Source organism: Thermacetogenium phaeum DSM 12270 (assembly GCF_000305935.1).
Classification (GTDB): domain Bacteria; phylum Bacillota; class DSM-12270; order Thermacetogeniales; family Thermacetogeniaceae; genus Thermacetogenium; species Thermacetogenium phaeum.
The window spans coordinates 2,358,320-2,378,269 of sequence record NC_018870.1; the positions used below are offsets into that span (position 1 = coordinate 2,358,320).

General features: G+C 45.1%; 27 protein-coding genes. 5 read left to right on the forward strand and 22 right to left on the reverse strand.

Features of this window, described 5'->3' with window-relative positions:
- Positions 1 to 169: 169 nt before the first annotated feature.
- The 5 genes from TPH_RS16620 to TPH_RS11595 are packed head-to-tail and all read right to left on the reverse strand — an operon-like array spanning position 170 to position 3,258.
- Positions 170 to 436 (reverse strand): integrase core domain-containing protein, encoded by a 267-nt coding sequence (locus tag TPH_RS16620; RefSeq protein ID WP_081578670.1) that lies wholly within the window; start codon positions 434 to 436, stop codon positions 170 to 172.
- Complete coding sequence (locus TPH_RS11580) at positions 385 to 1,068, reverse strand: DDE-type integrase/transposase/recombinase (protein ID WP_015051386.1); 684 nt, start codon at positions 1,066 to 1,068, stop codon at positions 385 to 387. The genes TPH_RS16620 and TPH_RS11580 overlap by 52 nt, the downstream gene beginning before the upstream one ends.
- Before the next feature lie 28 nt (positions 1,069 to 1,096).
- The gene (locus tag TPH_RS11585; RefSeq protein WP_015049906.1) at positions 1,097 to 1,414 is read right to left on the reverse strand and encodes a transposase; all 318 of its coding nucleotides are present in this window, start codon (positions 1,412 to 1,414) and stop codon (positions 1,097 to 1,099) included.
- A 40-nt stretch (positions 1,415 to 1,454) separates the two neighbouring features.
- Entirely contained in the window at positions 1,455 to 1,871 is a 417-nt protein-coding gene (locus tag TPH_RS11590; protein WP_015051387.1) for an ATP-binding protein, read from the reverse strand.
- Positions 1,864 to 3,258, reverse strand: a complete 1,395-nt coding sequence (locus tag TPH_RS11595; protein WP_201764563.1) for a DDE-type integrase/transposase/recombinase — start codon at positions 3,256 to 3,258, stop codon at positions 1,864 to 1,866. Before TPH_RS11595 ends, TPH_RS11590 begins: the two co-directional genes overlap by 8 nt.
- Before the next feature lie 143 nt (positions 3,259 to 3,401).
- Between TPH_RS11595 and istA the strand changes: the two genes are divergently transcribed.
- The 4 genes from istA (at position 3,402) to TPH_RS11615 (ending at position 7,963) form a co-directional block, all read left to right on the forward strand.
- Positions 3,402 to 4,871 (forward strand): IS21 family transposase, encoded by a 1,470-nt coding sequence (gene istA, locus TPH_RS11600; RefSeq protein ID WP_015051389.1) that lies wholly within the window; start codon positions 3,402 to 3,404, stop codon positions 4,869 to 4,871.
- Positions 4,868 to 5,632, forward strand: a complete 765-nt coding sequence (gene istB, locus TPH_RS11605) for an IS21-like element helper ATPase IstB (RefSeq protein WP_015051390.1) — start codon at positions 4,868 to 4,870, stop codon at positions 5,630 to 5,632. The genes istA and istB overlap by 4 nt, the downstream gene beginning before the upstream one ends.
- Before the next feature lie 344 nt (positions 5,633 to 5,976).
- The gene (locus TPH_RS11610; protein ID WP_015051391.1) at positions 5,977 to 6,408 is read left to right on the forward strand and encodes a serine integrase family protein; all 432 of its coding nucleotides are present in this window, start codon (positions 5,977 to 5,979) and stop codon (positions 6,406 to 6,408) included.
- Positions 6,395 to 7,963 (forward strand): recombinase family protein, encoded by a 1,569-nt coding sequence (locus TPH_RS11615; RefSeq protein ID WP_015051392.1) that lies wholly within the window; start codon positions 6,395 to 6,397, stop codon positions 7,961 to 7,963. The genes TPH_RS11610 and TPH_RS11615 overlap by 14 nt, the downstream gene beginning before the upstream one ends.
- 92 nt (positions 7,964 to 8,055) lie before the next feature.
- Here the strand turns inward: TPH_RS11615 and TPH_RS16735 are convergent, their stop codons facing one another.
- The 13 genes from TPH_RS16735 to rlmD form a co-directional block, all read right to left on the reverse strand.
- The gene (locus TPH_RS16735) at positions 8,056 to 9,036 is read right to left on the reverse strand and encodes a ferritin family protein (RefSeq protein ID WP_015051393.1); all 981 of its coding nucleotides are present in this window, start codon (positions 9,034 to 9,036) and stop codon (positions 8,056 to 8,058) included.
- Positions 9,037 to 9,038: 2 nt separating this feature from the next.
- Positions 9,039 to 9,710, reverse strand: coding sequence for a rubredoxin (locus tag TPH_RS16330; protein WP_015051394.1), 672 nt, complete (start codon positions 9,708 to 9,710; stop codon positions 9,039 to 9,041).
- A 116-nt stretch (positions 9,711 to 9,826) separates the two neighbouring features.
- On the reverse strand, positions 9,827 to 10,183 hold the full coding sequence (locus TPH_RS11630) for a NifB/NifX family molybdenum-iron cluster-binding protein (RefSeq protein WP_015051395.1): 357 nt from the start codon (positions 10,181 to 10,183) through the stop codon (positions 9,827 to 9,829).
- Between the two features lies 1 nt (position 10,184).
- Positions 10,185 to 11,024: an Mrp/NBP35 family ATP-binding protein gene (locus tag TPH_RS11635; protein WP_015051396.1), complete on the reverse strand. Its 840-nt coding sequence runs from the start codon at positions 11,022 to 11,024 to the stop codon at positions 10,185 to 10,187.
- 17 nt (positions 11,025 to 11,041) lie between these two features.
- Positions 11,042 to 11,635 (reverse strand): MBL fold metallo-hydrolase, encoded by a 594-nt coding sequence (locus tag TPH_RS11640; RefSeq protein WP_201764450.1) that lies wholly within the window; start codon positions 11,633 to 11,635, stop codon positions 11,042 to 11,044.
- On the reverse strand, positions 11,586 to 11,879 hold the full coding sequence (locus tag TPH_RS15760) for an MBL fold metallo-hydrolase (RefSeq protein WP_236608881.1): 294 nt from the start codon (positions 11,877 to 11,879) through the stop codon (positions 11,586 to 11,588). Before TPH_RS15760 ends, TPH_RS11640 begins: the two co-directional genes overlap by 50 nt.
- Positions 11,869 to 12,744, reverse strand: a complete 876-nt coding sequence (locus TPH_RS11645) for an ATP-binding protein (protein ID WP_015051398.1) — start codon at positions 12,742 to 12,744, stop codon at positions 11,869 to 11,871. Before TPH_RS11645 ends, TPH_RS15760 begins: the two co-directional genes overlap by 11 nt.
- A complete protein-coding gene (locus TPH_RS11650) occupies positions 12,722 to 13,579 on the reverse strand; it encodes a nucleotide-binding protein (protein ID WP_015051399.1) in 858 nt (285 codons plus the stop codon). The genes TPH_RS11645 and TPH_RS11650 overlap by 23 nt, the downstream gene beginning before the upstream one ends.
- A gap of 1 nt (position 13,580) precedes the next feature.
- Positions 13,581 to 13,949, reverse strand: a complete 369-nt coding sequence (locus TPH_RS11655) for a NifB/NifX family molybdenum-iron cluster-binding protein (RefSeq protein ID WP_015051400.1) — start codon at positions 13,947 to 13,949, stop codon at positions 13,581 to 13,583.
- Positions 13,924 to 14,334 carry an iron-sulfur cluster assembly scaffold protein gene (locus TPH_RS11660; protein WP_015051401.1) on the reverse strand — a complete coding sequence of 137 codons (411 nt, stop codon included), beginning with the start codon at positions 14,332 to 14,334 and terminating at the stop codon, positions 13,924 to 13,926. The genes TPH_RS11655 and TPH_RS11660 overlap by 26 nt, the downstream gene beginning before the upstream one ends.
- Positions 14,331 to 14,708, reverse strand: coding sequence for a DUF134 domain-containing protein (locus TPH_RS11665; RefSeq protein ID WP_015051402.1), 378 nt, complete (start codon positions 14,706 to 14,708; stop codon positions 14,331 to 14,333). Before TPH_RS11665 ends, TPH_RS11660 begins: the two co-directional genes overlap by 4 nt.
- 63 nt (positions 14,709 to 14,771) lie before the next feature.
- Positions 14,772 to 15,050 carry a DUF5320 domain-containing protein gene (locus TPH_RS11670; RefSeq protein ID WP_015051404.1) on the reverse strand — a complete coding sequence of 93 codons (279 nt, stop codon included), beginning with the start codon at positions 15,048 to 15,050 and terminating at the stop codon, positions 14,772 to 14,774.
- A 440-nt stretch (positions 15,051 to 15,490) separates the two neighbouring features.
- The gene (rlmD, locus tag TPH_RS11675) at positions 15,491 to 16,846 is read right to left on the reverse strand and encodes a 23S rRNA (uracil(1939)-C(5))-methyltransferase RlmD (RefSeq protein ID WP_015051405.1); all 1,356 of its coding nucleotides are present in this window, start codon (positions 16,844 to 16,846) and stop codon (positions 15,491 to 15,493) included.
- Between the two features lie 278 nt (positions 16,847 to 17,124).
- Here rlmD and TPH_RS11680 point away from each other — a divergent pair, with 278 nt between their 5' ends.
- Positions 17,125 to 17,934, forward strand: coding sequence for an SPL family radical SAM protein (locus TPH_RS11680; RefSeq protein ID WP_015051406.1), 810 nt, complete (start codon positions 17,125 to 17,127; stop codon positions 17,932 to 17,934).
- Positions 17,935 to 18,041: 107 nt separating this feature from the next.
- Here TPH_RS11680 and TPH_RS11685 read toward each other — a convergent pair whose 3' ends face one another.
- The 4 genes from TPH_RS11685 to TPH_RS11700 form a co-directional block, all read right to left on the reverse strand.
- On the reverse strand, positions 18,042 to 18,560 hold the full coding sequence (locus TPH_RS11685) for a Spy/CpxP family protein refolding chaperone (protein ID WP_028990820.1): 519 nt from the start codon (positions 18,558 to 18,560) through the stop codon (positions 18,042 to 18,044).
- Between the two features lie 180 nt (positions 18,561 to 18,740).
- Positions 18,741 to 19,037, reverse strand: coding sequence for a nucleotidyltransferase family protein (locus TPH_RS11690; protein ID WP_015051408.1), 297 nt, complete (start codon positions 19,035 to 19,037; stop codon positions 18,741 to 18,743).
- Positions 19,034 to 19,432 carry a nucleotidyltransferase substrate binding protein gene (locus TPH_RS11695; RefSeq protein WP_015051409.1) on the reverse strand — a complete coding sequence of 133 codons (399 nt, stop codon included), beginning with the start codon at positions 19,430 to 19,432 and terminating at the stop codon, positions 19,034 to 19,036. The genes TPH_RS11690 and TPH_RS11695 overlap by 4 nt, the downstream gene beginning before the upstream one ends.
- A gap of 228 nt (positions 19,433 to 19,660) precedes the next feature.
- The gene (locus tag TPH_RS11700; protein ID WP_049886126.1) at positions 19,661 to 19,921 is read right to left on the reverse strand and encodes a P-loop NTPase family protein; all 261 of its coding nucleotides are present in this window, start codon (positions 19,919 to 19,921) and stop codon (positions 19,661 to 19,663) included.
- Positions 19,922 to 19,950: the final 29 nt, after the last annotated feature.

A 19,950-nucleotide genomic window follows, 5' to 3' on the forward strand; every position in this document is an offset into this window, starting at 1 on the left:
CCCCGCAGGTGGTAGGCCAGGAACTACCGACGGGGTGGCTCCGGGGAACATGTAGGCAAGGTGTGCACGCCCCGTCGGAAAACACATTTTACCATCTCCGGGGTCCCCGGCCGTCAAGGCTTCCCTGACGGCGCCGCCCAAAGACCTCCAGGGCCCACCAAAGAACATGTTAAACTTTTACTGGTTTTAACTCTACCTGGTTGTTTTTCAGCAGTTGATAGCATTCCAGCGGTGGTAAGTATTTAGTTGCTGAATGAATCCGGGTTTCGTTGTAAAAGCGGATAAAGTCGACAACCGTTGCATACGCTTCGGCATAGCTGGCAAACTCATGACGCGATAGGCATTCCTCCTCCAAGATAGCGTTAAATGACTCGATATGAGCGTTTAAATTGGGTGTTTTAAAGGGAATCCTTTCGTGCTCGATGCCAAGTTCCAGGCACGTCCCTCGAAAAGGTTGCTGATAAACTGCGGCCCGTTATCGGATCTGAAGATTGGTTTTTGTTCAGCTGTGTATAATTGCCGTTTAAAAAGAGCGTTTTTAAAGGTGATTACAGCATCCTTCGCTTCACAGGACAAACCGATATGGTAAGCTACAATGCAACGGTCAAAAACGTCAATAATCGGCATAATGAAAAAGAATCTGTCTTCCCCGGCAATGTAGCCGTATTTAAGATCGGCTTCCCAGAGCTGGTTGGAAGCCGTAATGACCCGGTTCCTGGCCAGCCGGCGGGGATGTTTGCGCTTTATTTTCCGCTGCGGCCTTAAGATATCCAGTTCCTTGCAAAGCCGGTACACCTTTTTCTTGTTAATGATCAGGTGAAACTTCCGGCGCAGGCAGTGGGTTAATTTTAAGTATCCATAGGCAAACCCTTCGGCGGTAATTAATTCGCACAACCATTCTTTGACCTGTTCGTTGCTCACCACCTTGTTATCGCTGGTGAAGGTATAATGGGATTTAGGCCGGCCGCCGGCAAAGATCCTGGGTTTGGGTTGGCGCTTTAAATTAGCGTAATACGTGGAACGGCTGATCCCGATAATCCGCAAAACCAGGGAGACTTTATATCCCAAAGAGATCCATTTTTGCGCCACGGCTATTTTATCGGGAAGGGTAGGTTCGTTTTTTTAACAAATCACGAAGAATGGCGATTTCCAGGTCTTTTTCGCCCAGCAGTTTCTTTAGTTGTTCATTCTCCTTTGTTATCTTCTTGTAATCAGGAGGAATACAGGAGCCGTTTGTTCCTGGTACCTCCTTTTGCGGGTAAAATGTGCCGTATCTTTTATAGCACCTTGCCCAGCGGGCGACCAGGCTGGGTGCAATATCATGTCTTCTGGCCACGATCGAGGCATTGCCCGTTTCCAGGGTTTCTTTCACGATCTGCATTTTCATCTCTGGTGAATATTGTTTTCTGTTCAACTAAATCATACCCCCTTACTTAACTGTAACAGATTGTGGTCTAACTGTCCAATCTCGTTAGGGGGCTAAATAGAAAAGGCGCATAATAGGTTTTATGTCCATTGCTGATTGCAGTTTCTCCAAGCTGCGCTGCAAGACCGGTCTTACCCGTCCCGCATTTTCCCAGCAGGATTAAATTTTGCTCTTCCTTAAGCCATGTCAGGTTGGATAACTGTTTAATCTGCCATTTTAAGCCCTTGTTTGAGTTCGATACGTCAAATGCTTTGTTTGGAAGCTTACTTGCCTTCCTCAGCCTGGTGTGTTTTTGTCTGGCCCTAATCTCCAATTCTTTTTCTAACACCATCTTAAGATAGTCAAGGTTTGATAGTTTCTCATCGTTCAAATCAATGTATCCTCTTGCGATATTCCAAAGGTTGAGCTTTTGGGCCAATTCACGGATTTCTGTTATATCAGCCATCGATTTCCCTCCTTATTTCTTTACTCCTCGCCAAATGGTTAAAATACTGCTGATTCGGCAAAAACTTCTTAGCTATATGCTCTCCGTACTGATACATGAGATAAGCCAAAAGCTCATAGGCACTGCAGCGTTCAGTATCAATGCAGTATTCTATTCCATCAAGCAATTGTCCAATTGTATAAAACTTTGTCATCCGGTATAATCGAATGCAATGTGTATTAAAATATTTCGGCTGTTGCTGCTCCATCCGGCGAATGAATTCCTGAGCTATTTCGTATTCTGCAAAATATTGTTTTATGATGGTTAAAGAAACCCTGTCTCTGCTGTAATTTTCTTCTGGTTTGAACAACTGCCCGGTATCTTCTGTGACTGGATATTTAGCCAATAAATCATTTGTTTCAGCATCATAGAACAAAAGCATTTCACCATCATCTTCGATGCGAATGCGTTTATGAGCATCCATCATACCTGTATTAATCTGATAACGGTTGCCTTTATAACTTACCACTCCATCCTTATCAAAGGAGGCAACAGTGCTTGATACTTCGGAATAAGGTTTGACATGGAACAGGTATTTTTGCTCTTCCATGAACATTTCACGCGGTACTTTTCTGGCCACAGTATGTATTCGCCCGTTGCCTTCCCTATCTAACCATGCAAGGGCAGCACTGTTAAGGCAATCAATTCCGGTGTATATCCTGCCCTCAAAAAAACTTTGCTTTATGTATCCAATCACCTCTTCAACCTTGCCTTTACTTTGAGGATCTCTTGGTCTACATAGCAAAACATTGTAACCTATACGCTTAACATATTCTTCAAATGTGGGTACGAATATGATATTCCCCAGATTTTCACTGACTACATAGACACGGTCAAGGTCATAAAGAATAGTCTGTGTACTTCCTCCAAAATATTGGAATGCATAGTTATGAGCTTTAATGGCTGTTTTGGTTGTAAAGGGATCCGGTGAAAAATAAACAAATTTCATTCTGCTATAACTCAGAACCATGCAGAAGAAATATATTCGTACAATTCGCCCGTACATGTCCTTAAGTTTGTATTGACCAAAATCCGCCTGCGCTTCATATCCCGGTGGAGAAATTTCACGGGGTGAGGTTTTACGTTTACTGGCATGCGGATAACCGTGCTGTTCCCTTAAGGCTTTCATATAGCGGTAGAATGTAGCTCGTTTAACTTGTAGATCAGGGAAGGCCTCCACCAATTTGAGATAGATGTTTGTATCCCTCATTTGTGGACAAATTTTCAAATGTTCCAGTATGTACTGGCGGTAGTTATCCATGTGGTACCTTTCCTTTTCAGCTTCCCTTACATAATCTTCTTCGCTCATATTCCAGTATTTGCTGACAGAAGAATAGGTAATCCCCAGTGCTTTTGCGGTTTTTGTCTATAAATGCTACAATAATAGTGAGCCAATAAAGAGGAAAACGCCAGAAAAAAAGTGAGCCACTTCTAATAAAAAACCTGTATAATTCAGAGGGTAAAGCAATCTGATATACAGGGGGCGAAAGGGTGTCAATAGAAGTGGAAATTTATGAAAGAATCCGATATCTCCATGAGCATGAAGGAATGGGTCAAAGGGCAATCGCCAAAGCCCTTGGGATATCACGCAACACAGTAAAGAAATACTATGATGGATCGCATGTGCCATGGGAAAGGCAAGGGATAAGTGGCCGAAAACCCTATGTAATAACTGAGGATGTAATAGCATTCATAAAAGAATGTCTTGCTCAGGATGAAACTGAGAATATTAAAAAACAAAGGCATACGGCCAAAAGAATTTACGATCGGTTGGTTGATGAAAAAGGTTTTACCGGCGGAGAATCAACGATCCGAGAGGTAGTGGCCCAGCTAAGAGAAACTAAAACAGATGCATTTATTCCATTGGCATATGATCCTGGTGAAGCCATTCAAATTGACTGGGGAGAAGCAAAGATATATCTTGCCGGCAAGAAAATAACAGTAAACATATTTTGCATGAGGGAATGCTATAGCGCTGATATTTATTGTGCCGCATTCTACCGCCAGAATGAAGAAAGCTTTTTGGAAGCTCAAATCTCCGGTTTCGAATACTTCGGGGGAGTCTCAAAGCGTGTCATTTTTGATAACGCCAAGGTTGCAGTCAAAGAAGGCTTTGGAGCACACGCAAAGGTTCAGGATAAATACAAAGCATTGTCTGCCCACTATGCTTTCCAATGTGAGTTTTGTAACGTTGCGGCTGGTCATGAAAAAGGCCTGGTCGAGGGCCTGGTAGGCTGGGTCAGACGAAATATCTTCGTTCCGATTCCCAGAGTAAACTCCATACAAGAGCTTAACAACGAGTTGATGAACAGATGCCTTAAATACCGCAACCACAAGATAAAGGGCAAGCCGTCAACTGTCGGCGAAATGGCAGCGGTCTCAAGGGCGCATATGACACAACTGCCACGCTATAAATTCGATTCAAGCAAAACCATAACAGTAAGGGCTGACAGTTTCTCAACTGTCAGATTTGACCACAACAACTATTCAATCCCTTGTCAGTATGCCGGCAAGGAGGTCAGTATCAAGGGTTTCGGCAACGAAGTTGCAATGTTTTACCGAAATACGGAGATAGCACGATATACTCGCTGCTATGAAAGAAACAAAACCATGTATCGTCTCGAACATTACATTGATCTCATAGAGAAACGTCCAAGGAGTGTATTTAACGCCAAACCCGTCAAGGACAGTATATCCGCTGAACTCATTGAAATTGGCAGAAAATTATCCGGTCCGCAAGAGATGGTGAAGCTCATACGCCTTTTAGTTGACTATGGTGAAGAGAAACTGATAGCCGCCATAAGCCATGTACAGAGCCCTGAAATATCTGTAGAACAGATACAGGCCTATCTAATGCCCAACTTCACCCCTGCAAAGATTCAGCCTGATATTGATATTAAAGTAGCTCGGCCGCAGTTTGATAAATATGACTCTCTTATGAAAGGAGATGCTGTGGTATGAGCGAGATAAACCCTGTAAAAGAGACCATCAGGCTATATGCCAAACAGCTTAGAACTCCTACTTTTTCAAGGTACGAGAATGTCATAAGGCAGTTAGCCCCCAGTGACGGTTATGATCAGTTCTTGTGTCAGTTGATGAAACAGGAACTTAACCAACGCCAGGAAACAAGTCAAAGGCGAAGGATAAAAAAAGCCGGTTTTCCAATCACAAAATCTTTGGATGAGTTTGAATTCAGCAGGCTTGAGCATGTATCTGAAGCCTTTGTAAGGGAACTATCATCTTGTGACTTCATAAACAACCGACAAAATGTCGTAATGATCGGCAATCCGGGCTCAGGGAAAACACATTTGGCTATAGGCTTAGGTATGAAAGCCTGTTATGCCGGGTTCAATGTCAAATTTTACACTGCGGTTAACCTCGCCAACGAACTTGCAGAAGCTATTGAATTCCGCCGGCTCTCCAAGCTGGAAAAGAGTCTTGCTAAGATTGATCTGCTGATCATTGATGAACTAAGTTATCTTACCTTTAACCGCCATCAATCTGAAATGCTGTTTCAGGTTATATCAGACCGCTCAGAAAGAGCCAGTGTGATTATTACCACAAACCTTGAGTTTTCTCGCTGGACTGAGCTGTTCGAAAATGAAATTATGGTTGCAGCTTTAATCGACAGAGTCACCTTTCGATCTTTCATACTGAATATGAATGTTCAAGAATCTTATCGTCTTGAGCAGACGATATCCAAAATGAAACAAGGACAATGAATCTGCCCCACCGCATTTATTCCACGGTCTTCTTGACAATGAGCCTCTCATGGTATGTTGTCTGGCATCAGCGGCACAACCCTTGCTGAACAAGGAGCCGGGCTTCGCTAGGGGGTTGATGCCTGGCTGGCCAGCCTAACATACCATGCACTCATTATCAAGAAGCTTTCGGCGGCATAAACGCTGGTTTGGTTCATTAAAGGTGGCTCAATATTTTTTCAGCGTTTCGAGCGTAAATGGCTCACTTTTTTTCTGGCGAAAGTGGATCAAAATTTTTCTGGCGACTGGCTCAATATTTTATTGACATTCGCAGCATTACGCTAAAAGAAAGGCTGGTGAGGTAAATGAGTCATACACCATTTGGCTACCGTATTGAAAACGGAAAAGCCGTAATTGATAAAGAGGCTGCAGAGCAGATAAAAACATTGTTCCAATCTTACCTGAGCGGCGATTCCTTGGTGACAGCAGCTAAGAAAGCAGGTATTAAAGCTTTCCATTCCGGTATCGGCAGAATGCTACGAAATACCCGATACCTCGGTGATGAGTTTTATCCGCCGATTATTGATCAGGACACTTTCAACACTGCCGAGGCGGAACGAATTATGCGGGCGGAAAGACTCGGTCGTACCAAAAAGTTTAAACAAGAAAAAGAGGTCGTCTATCCTACCACCTTTCGCATGAAAGAGGGAACAGAAGAATTCGACGACCCATTCGGACAGGCGGAATACGCCTACAGTTTAATTGAAACGGATGTGGAAAATTATGGCAGTCAGTAAAAATGTCACAGTTATTCCGGCCAGGAAGCATACTCGCAAGAGCAAGGACGAGGAAAAACCGAAACTACGCGTTGCTGCTTACTGCCGTGTTTCCACAGACAGCGAGGAGCAGGCTACCAGCTATGACACACAGATTGAGCATTACACTGCCTACATACAAGGGCACCCCGACTGGATGCTGGCAGGAATATTTGCTGATGACGGCATTTCCGGTACCAATACTAAGAAGCGTGAAGAATTCAACCGCATGATTGACGAGTGTATGGCCGGTAATATCGATATGATCATCACAAAGTCCATTAGCCGCTTTGCCCGAAACACACTGGATTGTTTGAAATATATCCGTCAACTTAAGGACAAGAACATTCCGGTCTATTTTGAGAAAGAAAACATAAACACCATGGATTCCAAAGGTGAGGTAATGATTACGATCATGGCCTCTCTCGCCCAACAGGAAAGTCAGTCCTTAAGCCAGAATGTTAAGCTAGGCTTGCAATACCGATATCAACAAGGTGAAATCCAAATCAACTGCGCCCGGTTTCTCGGTTATACCAAGGATGAAAACAAACATCTAGTGATTGTTCCCGAGGAAGCTGAAATTGTAAAACGCATCTACCGAGAATACCTTGAAGGCGCTAGTATGCTAAAGATAGCCCGTGGATTAGAAGCTGATGGAATTTTAAACGGAGCAGGCAATGAAAGATGGCATACCAGCAATATAAACCACATCCTGCGGAACGAAAAATATATTGGGGATGCCCTTTTGCAGAAAACTTATACCGTTGACTTTCTAACAAAGAAACGCGTTAAGAACAACGGCATTGTTCCTCAATACTATGTAGAAAATAGCCATGAAGCCATTATCCCGCGTGAAATTTTCATGCAGGTGCAGGAAGAGCTTATCCGCCGCCGTATTGTACACACAAGCCCGAACGGAAAGACCAGAACCTTTAGCAGCAACCACGTCTTCGCTCAGATAGTCATTTGCGGCAAATGTGGCGAGGTTTTTCGCAGGGTGCATTGGAATAACCGCGGGAAGAAATCCATCGTCTGGCGCTGTGTCAGTCGATTAGAAAATACAGGCTTGTTCTGCGATGCCCGCACGGTATTGGAGAGCACCATCGAGCAAGTGCTGGTCACCGCTATTAATCAGACGCTCTGTGACAAGGACTCTTTCCTCACTACGCTACGGGACAACATCGCCACTGTCATAAATAGAGAAAGCGACAAGGCCTTAGCGGATATCGATAAGCGGCTTGAGGAACTGCAAACGGAACTGCTGAAGCTTGCCACCTCCAATGCCGATTATGATAAAGTCGGTGATGAGATTCACCGCCTTCGTGACCAAAAGCAGAAGCTGCTTCTTGAAAACGCCAACCGTGATGAACTTAAAAAGCGTATGGCTGATATGAGCACATTCCTAAAAAAGCAATCCACCGCCCTCGCCGAATATGACGAGAAGCTTGTCCGACGGCTTATTGAAAAGGTCAGCATCCACGAGGATAAATTCACTGTGGAATTTAAGTCCGGCTTAACGGTGGATGTGAATGAATAGAGTAAAAATGAGCAAGGCACTCTATGAAACATAGAGTGTCTTGCTCTTATTAACATTGGATATCAATAAGTTTTTTATTCATTAACTCAGATTTAATACTTAATAAATTTATCCCCCGGAACGCCACAAATACTGCATTTTTCAGGCTGAAACTTCTCGATATTTCCACAGACAGGGCAAAGATAATAAAAGACTTCTTCTGTATTATCAAGGTTCTCCAGTGCATCCTTGTAAAGACCGGCATGAACCTCTTCCGCTTTCATAGCAAATGTAAATGACATAGCGGCAGCCTTATTACCTTCAGCTTCTGCTTGTTTTACGAAAGGAGGATACATTTCTTTATATTCATAGGTTTCGCCGTTAATCCCATCCTTCAAGTTATCTGCCGTTGAACCAATTTTTCCGGCCACTTCAAAATGCTTTAGTGCGTGAATGGTTTCGGCGTCAGCTGCAGCTCTAAACAATTTCGCTGCATTGAGATTTCCGTCTTTTTCGGCTTTCTTGGCATAGGCTGTATACTTTCTGTTTGCTTCGGCTTCTCCAGTAAATGCAGCCATCAAATTTTTAAGTGTCTTATTTTCACTCATGTTTTTGTCCTCCTCGCTTTTATTAAAAGCTTCTAATAATTTTTTAACAGTTTCTTTTGGGAAACCTTCCGGCTGTTTTTCTCCCAGAAGTGATTGTAAGAATTCCTGAGCGTTCTCGCTTTGTGGCAGCATATATCCCGCTTCACGGATAATATCCTCCGCCATAATATGATTAGATTTTTCGATGGCGACAGCCAGTTTCCCGGGAAGTCCCGCGACTATATTCTCCTGTTCCGACTTGCTGCGCGTCAACGCTTTCAGCGCATCGATAACAGGCTGGGTTTTATTTTGCTGCTTCGGATACTCTTTCGGTACCATTGAAATTGCTCCGGATGGGCAGGCATCCGCACAATCGCCGCAGCCGATGCACTTATCAACATCAATTATACTGTTTTCTGTATCGGTCGCCCCGGTAGGACAGACATAAAGGCATAGACAGTCCTTTGTACACAAACGTATATTTCTTACTGCATATTTATCAGCCATTTTTATTGCCTCCCCTCAATCTTTTCAAATTTCCAATTGGGTACCTTGCAAACAGGGCAAACCTCCGGCAGCTTATCTCCTATGTACACAAATCCGCAGATAGTACAGACATAAACGCCTGTATTCTCCAACATTGCGTCGCCCTCTTTTTGATATCTACTTATAATAGATTTCAAAATCCGAGTTACCTTCTCGCTCCAGACAAGAGCACGGAGCGCACCTCTATCCTTTGCATCAGTTGCCACAGCATTGGCATTTGGGAAGCCCTGCTTAAGGTCCTTTTCAATAAGGTCAAGTAGCTTACTGAAATGCGGGTCTTCGGTCGGTGCTGATACCGATTTAAAATAACCAGCCAGTTCATTAAATAGAGTTGCTTCTTCGGGCTTGTACTGTTTTTCACACCCACGTGCAAGATTCGTGCAAAGTGCACTAACTTCTAAGGGGGACATCTCCTTCATATCTACAGGTGACTCAATTACAGATATCGGCTCCTTTTTCGGGGTCATATCTGATTCACCCTGTTTCTCAAATTCGGATTTTGTCGCACCACATAGCGGACAGACCCAATCCTCAGGCAGGTCTTCCCACCTTGTACCCGCAGCAATGCCTGCATCGGGAATGCCTTTTGCTTCGTCGTAGACAAATCCACATACGGAACATATGTATTTTGCCATTTTCAAACCTCCTTTATTTTTTTGGATTTATATTTAAATTAAATCATGGACAAAATATATTGCACATTAATTATAACATTTATCTACACAAATTACCAATAATAATGAAATATTTCTCAATTTTCACATTCATCGTGATGCTGATGTTCATGGCAGACGGAACCTGTTGTCTTAAGCTCACCCTTCAGATAATTTTCTACAGCAGTTTTCGCGTCGCCAGAAGCTCCTACAACAACTTCAACGTTCCTTACATTAAAAATCTCGACTGCACCTCCGCCCATACCACCGCTGATAATGACATTTACACCACGATCGGCAAGAAAGTTAGGCAAGAATCCAGGCTTATGTCCGGGGTTAGCAACGGTTTCGCTCTTGACGATTTGATTGTTTTCAGTATCAAAAATCATAAAACTCTCGCAATGTCCAAAGTGCTCTGTCACCATTCCATTTTCGCTCGCTACTGCAATTTTCATTTTACTTTTCCTCCATTTTTTCTAATATTTTTGCAACCGACTCAAGCCAATTGCCATCGAAAAGCTCTATCATACCCTTGTCACAAGCGGTTGAAATTTTGGGGTCAATAGGTAATTTTGCAAGAACTTTTAAATTATGTTTATCTGCAATTTCTTCAATGTGACTTTCGCCAAATATCTGATAGTCCTTGCCGTTATCGGGACATCTAAAATAGGACATGTTTTCTACCAGACCGATAATAGGGATATTCATCATCTCAGCCATATTAACAGCCTTTGAAACAATCATGGATACAAGTTCCTGCGGTGAGGTCACAACGATAATCCCGTCAACAGCAATGGACTGAAATACCGTAAGGGGAACATCGCCGGTGCCCGGCGGCATATCGATGAACATAAAATCTACATCGCTCCAAATAACATCTGTCCAAAACTGCTTTACTGTACCGGCAATAATCGGCCCTCTCCAGACAACCGGATCCGTATCATTTTCCAAAAGCAAATTTACAGACATAATATCAATCCCAGTCTTTGTTTTAACAGGGAATAGGCCAAATTCGCTGCCCGAGGCTTTCTCCCTGATACCAAAGGCTTTTGGGATAGAAGGCCCGGTAATGTCCGCATCAAGAATGGCAGTATGATAGTTCATCCTGTTCATGGTAACCGCAAGCATGGAAGTGACAAGTGATTTTCCAACTCCGCCTTTACCGCTGACAACACCGATGACCTTTTTTACACTGCTCATCTCATGCAGCTTCTCGGAGAAATCTGTTTTTTGTTCTTTTCTTTCTGCGCAGTCCTCCGAACAACTGCTACAGCTTTGATTGCAATTTTCGCTCATAATCTTGCTCCTTTTATTTAGATTTCAATTTCACTGCCTGCTGACAGATAATCGATGCTATCACCCATAATAGCTTTCAGCCTTTTATAAGGCTCGACATCTGTACAATGGCAGGTGTAAAACTTTGCTTTTGTACCCATTAGGTATTTACCAATTCTATCTATCATTTCAGAGTCCTCGTTTCCGCCTGAGCGGCTGGAAAGATGAAATCCACCTATCACATAGCCCGGCATTCTACCTTTTAGCGTGTGAAAATGCTCAAGTATATTTATGATACCATTATGAGCGCAGCCTGTTACTAATAGGGTTTTCCCGTCTTCCTCTACCACGAGGTTTTGTTCATGTGCAAAGATATCAGCTATCGTTTGCCCCTTATATTCCTTGAGCAAACCACTGTTTGATTTTGGGCGTGGCTCTTTTTGGACGATATTAGAGAATACTTGGATTCCACTGTTAATAAAGAAACGGTCTGATGTGAGAATAATTTGTTTGTTTTGATTCAGTTCTTCATCAAGACCGATAAATTCCAATTCATCATTTGGACGAATAGCATAGTGCTTTTCAAAAGCGAGTCGATGTAGAAATACCTCGGCTTTTTTGTTTTCTTTCAAAAAGGTTTTTAGCCCCCCCGCCGTGGTCATAGTGTCCATGCGAAATCACAAGAAAGTCAACATCAGCAATATTCACATTAAGCTTTTTTGCATTTTGAAGAAACAGCTCGCTTGCGCCCACATCAAACAATATTTTATGTTTCTTTGTTTCTATATACAGGCTAAGGCCATGCTCGCTGCCAAAGTCTTTTGATATCGAGGTGTTTTCAACCAACGTTTTAATAAGCATGACTTTAGCCACCACCTTTTTCAAAGAGTAGATTCATTGTTTTGTGATAAACCTCTTTAACCGCCGTCCCCGATATGCAGTCTATATCTACAACGGTTTGACCATTATTAATCGCTTTCACGGCATTGGAGTCGAAAGGTATCCTACCGATAAAAGGCAGCCCTTGTTTTTTACAAAACCGTTCAATCTTTTCTGTGTTTTCAATGCTGGTATCATATTTGTTGATACATACCGCTGTCTTCGTCCCGAATTTCGCTGCTGTATTTATAATGCGCTCCATATCGCTGATACCTGATATAGAAGGTTCTGCGACTATCAAAACCATATCCACACCACTAAGTGATGCGATGACAGGACAGCCTATTCCGGGAGATCCATCAATAATGGCAAGTTCCGCATCGGCTGCCGCAGCCTTCATTTGCTTTTTCACCTCAGTTACAAGCATTCCGGAGGTACCACTGCCCATTTTTAGTTGCGCTGTTGAAAAAACTTTTTCTCCATCAGAATACAGCATCAATTCCCCGGCCACTGCCGGTTTCATAGTTATCGCTTCCACAGGACAAACATACTCACAAACGCCGCAGCCTTCACATGCGAAATGATCCACTTTGTATTTTTCATCTATTGAAATAGCATCAAATCGGCAGTTTTGCCTACACTGATCGCATTTAATGCAAAGTTCCGGATCTATCACTGCTTTTGGTAGCCCATAATAATCTTTTTTTGCAGGTTTAACACTCCATCCGGTAATGAGGTGCAGGTTAGGCGCATCTACATCACAATCCGCATATGCTTTGGCATCAGCAAGCTTTATAAACGCACTTGCTATTGTCGTTTTTCCGGTGCCGCCTTTACCACTAAGGATTAGTAGTTGTTTCATGCTGCACCTCCTTTGTCACATTGTTAAGCAGAGAAGAAAACAATTCCCGGTATTCCTCATTTTTATTAACGGCGATTTCCGCATTTGAGTTCAAGGTTCCAAGTTCATTGTCAAATGGAATCCTGCCTAAAATCTTGATATTTTTTTCCAAGCAAAACTTCTCAGCAGGATTTTCTCCTTCCAAACATTTGTTAAGAAGCACCCCAAATGGCTTATTAAATAACTTGACCAGATCGTATACCATATTGAGGTTATGAACACCAAACAATGTCGGCTCAGCCACCAGTATGCAATAGTCCGCATCTTTGATGCTCTCCATCACGATACAAGCGCTTCCTGGTGGACAGTCGATAAATGTCTGCTTATTTACTTCCGAACTTTCCTCAAGTAGCTTTTTTATGATAGGAATACCCGTAGCTTCACCGGTGTTCAATACTCCTGTCCATACCGCCACTTCGCCAGAAACACCTTTTTTAATTTTGCCAATAACCTTTGCTTTCTCTGATAGTGCCCTTGCAGGACAAACCAAGATACAGCCACCGCAGGAGTGGCACACATCGTCAAAGACAATCAGTTTGTTTTTAATATAGGCAAGGGCGTTAAAGTTGCAAAAATCAACGCACTTTCGACATCCATTGCATAACTCATGATCAACTTCTGGAATCTTTACTGATATTTCTTCTTCTTGAATTCCTTCAGGCTTAAAAAACAGATGTCCATTCGGCTCTTCTACATCACAGTCTATATATGTGGATGCTTTCGCTATCGCTGCTAAATTCACCGATACCAGTGTTTTTCCTGTGCCGCCCTTGCCGCTTAGCACAGCTATTCTCATATTAATTGCCCCCGTGCCCGTGAAATCCGGCATGAAATTCATCCAACAAAGGTAATTTCCCATCGATAAAAGCATCAATATTATTTTTGGCTGAAGTAGTTGCCGTTTTATAGATTTTGATTTCAGCGGGTTTTAGCACGTCAGCAGCATTTGCACCTAAGCGGGGAGTGAGTAAAGCACTTGCTTTGTTATCTACTATTATTTGTGCAGCTTTAATCCCGGCACCTCCTGTGCTTGTTGCCGCACTGTTGTCAATAAATATACTTTCCTTAGTTTCTACATCATAAATAAGAAAATAGGGAGTACGTCCAAAGGATACACATACATTCGACTCCAAAGTTTTCTCATCTACTGGAATTGCTATTTTCATAAGAATCCTCCGTTCTATTTTTGTTTAAATAATTCTCAATTGCGCTGCGTAGCGCACTCACACCTAAATTTGAGCAATGAACCTTATTTTCAGGAAGTCCATCTAAAGCCTGGATAATATCTTCTTCCGTAATATTAAATGCTTCCTCTAAGGTTTTACCCTTTGCTAATACCGATGTCATACTGGATGTTGCAATTGAAGCACAACAACCAAATACAAGATAGCTGATTTCTTCTATGCGGTTATCTTTCACCTTTAAATAAACGGTCAGATAATCTCCGCAGGAAGGATCACCGTAGCTTCCTTCAGCATCTGCATCGGGCATACTATGGGCATTTTGCGGACACATAAAATGCTCGATTACTTTTTCTGAATATATGATCAACCACCTCTATCCTCATCAACAGTAAAGCGCCCTCCACGCCTATGCCTATGACAGCCACGACCACAACCATTCCCTAATCCTTCGCAAAGCCGGTATTCGCCACCCTCAATCAAAAGCACCTTTCCATTTACTAAAGATTCAGCCAGCTTTTTTCTGGCCTCGATATAAATGCCTTGAACGGTGCTACGAGCAATATTCATTTGCTTGGCGCACTCTTCTTGAGTGAAGCCTTCCAAATCGATAAGTCTTATGGTTTCATATTCGTCAACAGTCATATTTACATGGTTTTCTGCGTCGGCAGGTGAATCAAGAGGCCCAAATCTATTACTTTCAGGCAAACAGCAAACTTTTCTCCACTTCATCGGTCTCGCCATAATTCATCACCTCCATTCTAATCAGAAATAACCAGAGCGTCCTCCGGTTATTTCTGATGCTCATTATAGGTTCTCCAATTGCTTATCAATAACTTCGAGTCGATCCTGCAAAATGGTTTTCTGTTCGTTCAGCAGCTCTTTTTGTGTTTTTGAGGAGGTATGGTTAAATGCAAATCCTCTACCAAAGCCACGACCGAAACCACGTCTGCAAGCAAGTCCAAGACCTAATCCCATTCCGAGACCAGCTCCGTACTTAACTGCATTAGCACCTGTGCAAAGCCCTAATCCTCTTCCAGTCATTGATCCCGCACCCATTGGACCGGTTCCGTCTCTTCTCGGCATGTTTTTCACCTCCTTTTAGTTTCTGGCATATGCCATCTATTCTTATTATACTCCGTTTATGGCATATGTCAATAACTTTTGAGTAATTTCATTAAAAATTTAAAAAGACTGCCACCCAAGAAATTAAGCCTTGGGGGCAGTCAATAAAGTGACTAAATTCATATGATCCGGTATTTAAACGTGACACTTCGTTTATAAATACATCTATCCTGACCACACAACCTCAAAAAATTCTAAAAAAACATCTAAATCGTCCACTCGCGAAAGCTGACATCTAACCCGACCACTCGCGGGGCTATGACATCTAACCTGACCACTTGACTATCAAATACTGCCTTTATAGACTTGTTTCCACGAAGCGATATTTTCATGTTTTTCACACAATGAGTTTCATACCCATGTGTGCTAAAACCCTTGATATATAAGGGTTTTCAGCAAAGTCAATCTTTTATACGTGACATCAATACCACGCACTCAACGTGATGGGTATGGGGAAACATATCAATCGGCTGAACCTCTCTGACTTCGTAGCCCCACTCCACTAACAGGGCCAGATCCCTGGCCAGGGTGGCGGGGTCACAGGAAACATACACTATTTTCTCCGGAGACATGCCGCAGATTTCGGCCAAGGTCTGCCGGTCACTCCCCTGGCGGGGTGGATCGAGGATCACCGCATCGGGCCTGATGCCTTGCCGGAAGAGCCGCGGCAGAGCGGTTTCCACTTTCCCCCTGATAAAGCGGACATTTTTACGGCCATTGATGGCGGCATTTTCGACGGCAGCGGACACAGCTTTCTCGTTCTCTTCGATACCGCAAACTTCCTTCACCCCGGGAGCAAGTGAGTGTGCAAAAAGCCCCACACCGCAGTAGAGGTCGAGAAGGGTTTGCTGCGGCTGCGGGTCTAAAAAGGAGGAAACAGTTCTGACCAGAACTTCCGTTTGGGAAGGGTTGTTCTGAAAGAAGGCTCCGGCCGGTACGCGAAAGCTGGTGCCGGATATCTCCTCTGTGTAGTAATCCCGACCGTGGATGACCATCTCCGCCGCTTTTCCTCTCCCGGCTTGCGACTGCCGGAGCAAGCTGATGACAATCCCCTTTAAATGCGGAAACCCGGCCACCAGGGAGTTCAGATGCAGCCGATCGATTTCTTTCGGAAAAGCGTCGGCAAGCAGCTGCACCAGGAATTCACCCGTCGCCCTCCCTTTGCGCAGCACCACCTGACGGACCTGAATCCTAAAAGCACCTTCGAGACCTCCTAAAAAGCGGGCAACGGCGTCCAGCAGAGGAAAGAAGTCGGCTGGCAACAGAGGACAGGCTTTTATCTGCTCCAGGGTGTGGCTTTGGAAGCGGTAAAACCCCAGTTCCGCCCTGCGGCCGACGATCTGGCCGACGTGAAAACGCGCCGTATGGCGGTAGTGCCAGGGGCTATCCATTCCCAAGACGGGCTTAACGGAAACACCCCTTAACCCGCCGATCCGCCTTAAGGCCGAGGTGACGCGCTCCTGTTTGAAATACAGCTGTTCCTCGTAATTGAGATGCAGCAGCTGGCAGCCACCGCAGTTCTGATATGCCGGGCAGTGCGCCCTTTCCCTCCATGCAACCGGTTCAAGGACTTCCAGAAGCACTCCTCTTGCGAAATCCTTCTTATTTTCGGTTATTGCAAAGCGTACCCTCTCCCCTCTGGCCGCCTGGGGTATGAAGACCGGCTTCCCCTGATATCTGCCCACCCCCTCCCCGGCATGGCTGTAACCGGTGATAGTCGTTATAGCAACGGCTGTTTTTTCTTTCTTTTTTCTCAAACCGCTTCCCCCGTGCCGACAGACTTTTCGTATATTATAACCGCTGCAGTACTGAATAAAGAAATAATTTCTTCGGCGGCGACAAGGCCTCTTCCCGGCCGATTTTTGGCCTTCCCCCAATCATTCTCTCACCGCCCCTTTCCGTTTTTCTGTAAGGCAGGAGGCCGCAGGTCACGCCCCTGCGTCTCCTTTTAGAAATCGGGTAAACCTCCAACCATTATGCTAACATAGAAGGAGAGAAAACGGCTTTACTTTATCGGGAAAGGGAGCGGGAGGCCGTGCTGGTTACCGAAAAGGAATGCCGCAGCGCTTTGAGCCGCTGTGGTATTCCCGGCATCGATTACTGTCTCAATCCTTATACGGGGTGCGGTCACGGTTGTCTCTACTGTTACGCCAGTTTTATGAAAAGATTTTGTGACATCCCGGAGGAATGGGGTTCCTTCGTGCAGGTCAAGGTGAATTTCGCAGATCGTCTTAACGCGGAGCTGCGCAAGGGCAAACGCGGGCGTGTCATCCTCTCCAGTGTTACCGATCCCTATCAGCCTGTAGAAAGAAAATACCGCCTGACACGCTCCTGCCTGGAACTGCTCTCAGGGACGGACCTGGCCGTCGAGATCCTCACCAAATCCGACCTGGTGCTCCGGGATCTCGACCTTTTAAAAAAGCTCCCCCGGATAGAGGTAGGACTGACGATCACCACCACCGACCCCCGGCTGGCCAGACTGCTGGAGCCGGGAGCAGCTCCCCCCGAGCGCCGCTTCCAGGCGCTCGCCCGTCTTGCCGCAGCGGGGATCAGGACGTGGATCTTCATCTCTCCGGTAGTGCCCGGTCTGGCCGATACCGAGGAAAACCTGGCCACCATTCTCAAAAAAGCAAAAGCGGCCGGCGTCCCCGAAGTCAGCTACGACCCCTTAAATTTTTACCCAGCGGCCGTATCCAATCTCAGGGCCGTGATCCGCAGGCACCGACCGGAAGCGCGCCTCCTTTTTGAGGCAGCCTGCCGCGCCCCTTATTGCTATCGGGAGCGCCTGCGGAGCCTGGCGGCAGAAATCTGGCCTGCATACGGATATGAGCCGGAATTACCATAAGCATCAGGCGGGTAAAAAATCTGACAGGCAAAGAAAAGGAGCAGGAAAAAGAGGGAAGGCGAAACCATCCCTCTGCAAAGCCGAAGGTTATCCCGCCGGGAGTTATCCTATTGCGTGTTTGACTGTGATTGTGCCCTCCACGGGCAGCCGGGACCACGTCCCCCTTTACCTCCAAAGCCCATACCGCAGCCCACACCCAGGCAGCCGCCGCATCCTCTCATTTGACCAAGCTGGTCGAGCTGCTCCTGGGTGAAGATCTCGCTCATCTGCCGGCGGTATTCTTCCCTGGTATCCTGGAGCTGGCTGCGGAGCTCATCTATCTCGGCCCTCTTGGACGCTATCTCATCCTGATCCGGATTGTTGTCAAGATAAAGGTTCCTCAATTCGAAAACCTTTTTCTGCAGTTCGCTGCGGATATTCTGAGTCTCGTTGAAGCACTCGGTTCTGAGTTCCCGCAGTTTGTTCAACTGTTCGTCGGTGGGGTTTACGCTCAATACCGGCGGTTTCCACTGGTCATCATTCCCGGGAAGCGTACTGTCATTGGAAGCGGCCGCAAATGCTCCCCCCGCTATCCCCAGCACCAGAACCAAAACAGCTGCCATAATAAGCAATTTCTTCCTCTTCACGGCATCATCCCCTTTTGTCCCTATTTTTAGAAAGTCTGCCGGTCATCTCGGGAGGCAGCCTTCCCTCCTTTCTTATCTCTATTCACCGGCCTTCCTTTCCCGCCCACAGTATAACCGGCAATTATAATAAAATTGTAAACAAACCGTAAATCAGATGAAAAACTTTTTAGAAAAGCCCGGCTAGCGGCGCCTGTAAATCTCCACCCCTTGCTCCTCGATGCGCCGACGCAGCTTTTCATCCAGGTGGCTGTCCATGTCCACCAAATCGACTTTGTAGATCCCCGCCGCCTCGTCCAAATCCACCCACAGCCCGGAGGGCAGCTTCCCCTCACAGTAGACGGCCAGATCGATATCAGAATTGTATTGATAATTATTCGCCGCCCGGGATCCGAAGATGACCGCACGGGTTATGTTTTCCCTCTTCTTCAGTTCTTTGAGAATTGCCTGCAGGATATGCTCCGGCAGTCCGAAATTCATTTGGTCACCTCCGCCATCCTGGCGCCAAAAGCAACGAACTGTTTAAAATACTTCTCTTTAATCCTGCCGTAAATTTCCTTTGCCATCTCTTCGTTATATGTATGGGCCGCCAAATTACGATCGCCTATCATATCAATCCAGACATCTCCCTCAAAGATCAACCCCGCTGCGAATGCTTCTTTAAAAGCCGCCCGCGGCGAACTAACCTCCGCAATACCTTCATATTCAAGATAAGCCTTCATCAACTTCCAAGCCAATTCATAAGTAAATTCAAAGCGCTGAATCACTCCGTCATAAAGCAAAGGATTGGAGCTATCCTCATCCAAAGCCTCTTTGAGCCGTAATACAGCTTTCCTGTATGCCTCCCTCTTCTCTCTTAACCTTTCGATATTCACGATAAATCCCCCTCAAAATAAACAAAGCTATACCCAATTTTCGCCCAATTCTTCCCGATTTCCTTTTCTTCTCTAGTGGTATTATCTCATATTCAACTTATCCGAAGCGACCCAAAAAAGATGCAGCTTTGAACTCCGGATCAACTCCCGGTCTGGAAGTTTTCCTAAAAGCAAGCCCGGCCGTCTAGACAAGAGCAGCCGGGCTTAAAAACAGTTCTCCCTGCAAGCTCAGCTGTGGTTGCGCATCAGCTCGAAGGCTTCCCGGCAGCCGTTCACTGAATACACCCGACCGCCGGTGATCACCGCAAAACTGTCTGCTATCAATTCTGCTTCTCCTGCATCATGGGTTACGAAGAGAACCGGGACACCTGCTGCCTTCAGCGCCTTTCTGAACTCAGGGAGCATTTTCTCCTTGAGCGCCGTATCCATTCCATTTAACGGCTCGTCCAGGAGCATAACCCGGGGGCGAGGAACAAGGAAGCGGGCCAAACTGCATCTGCTTTGATAGCTGTGCTCGT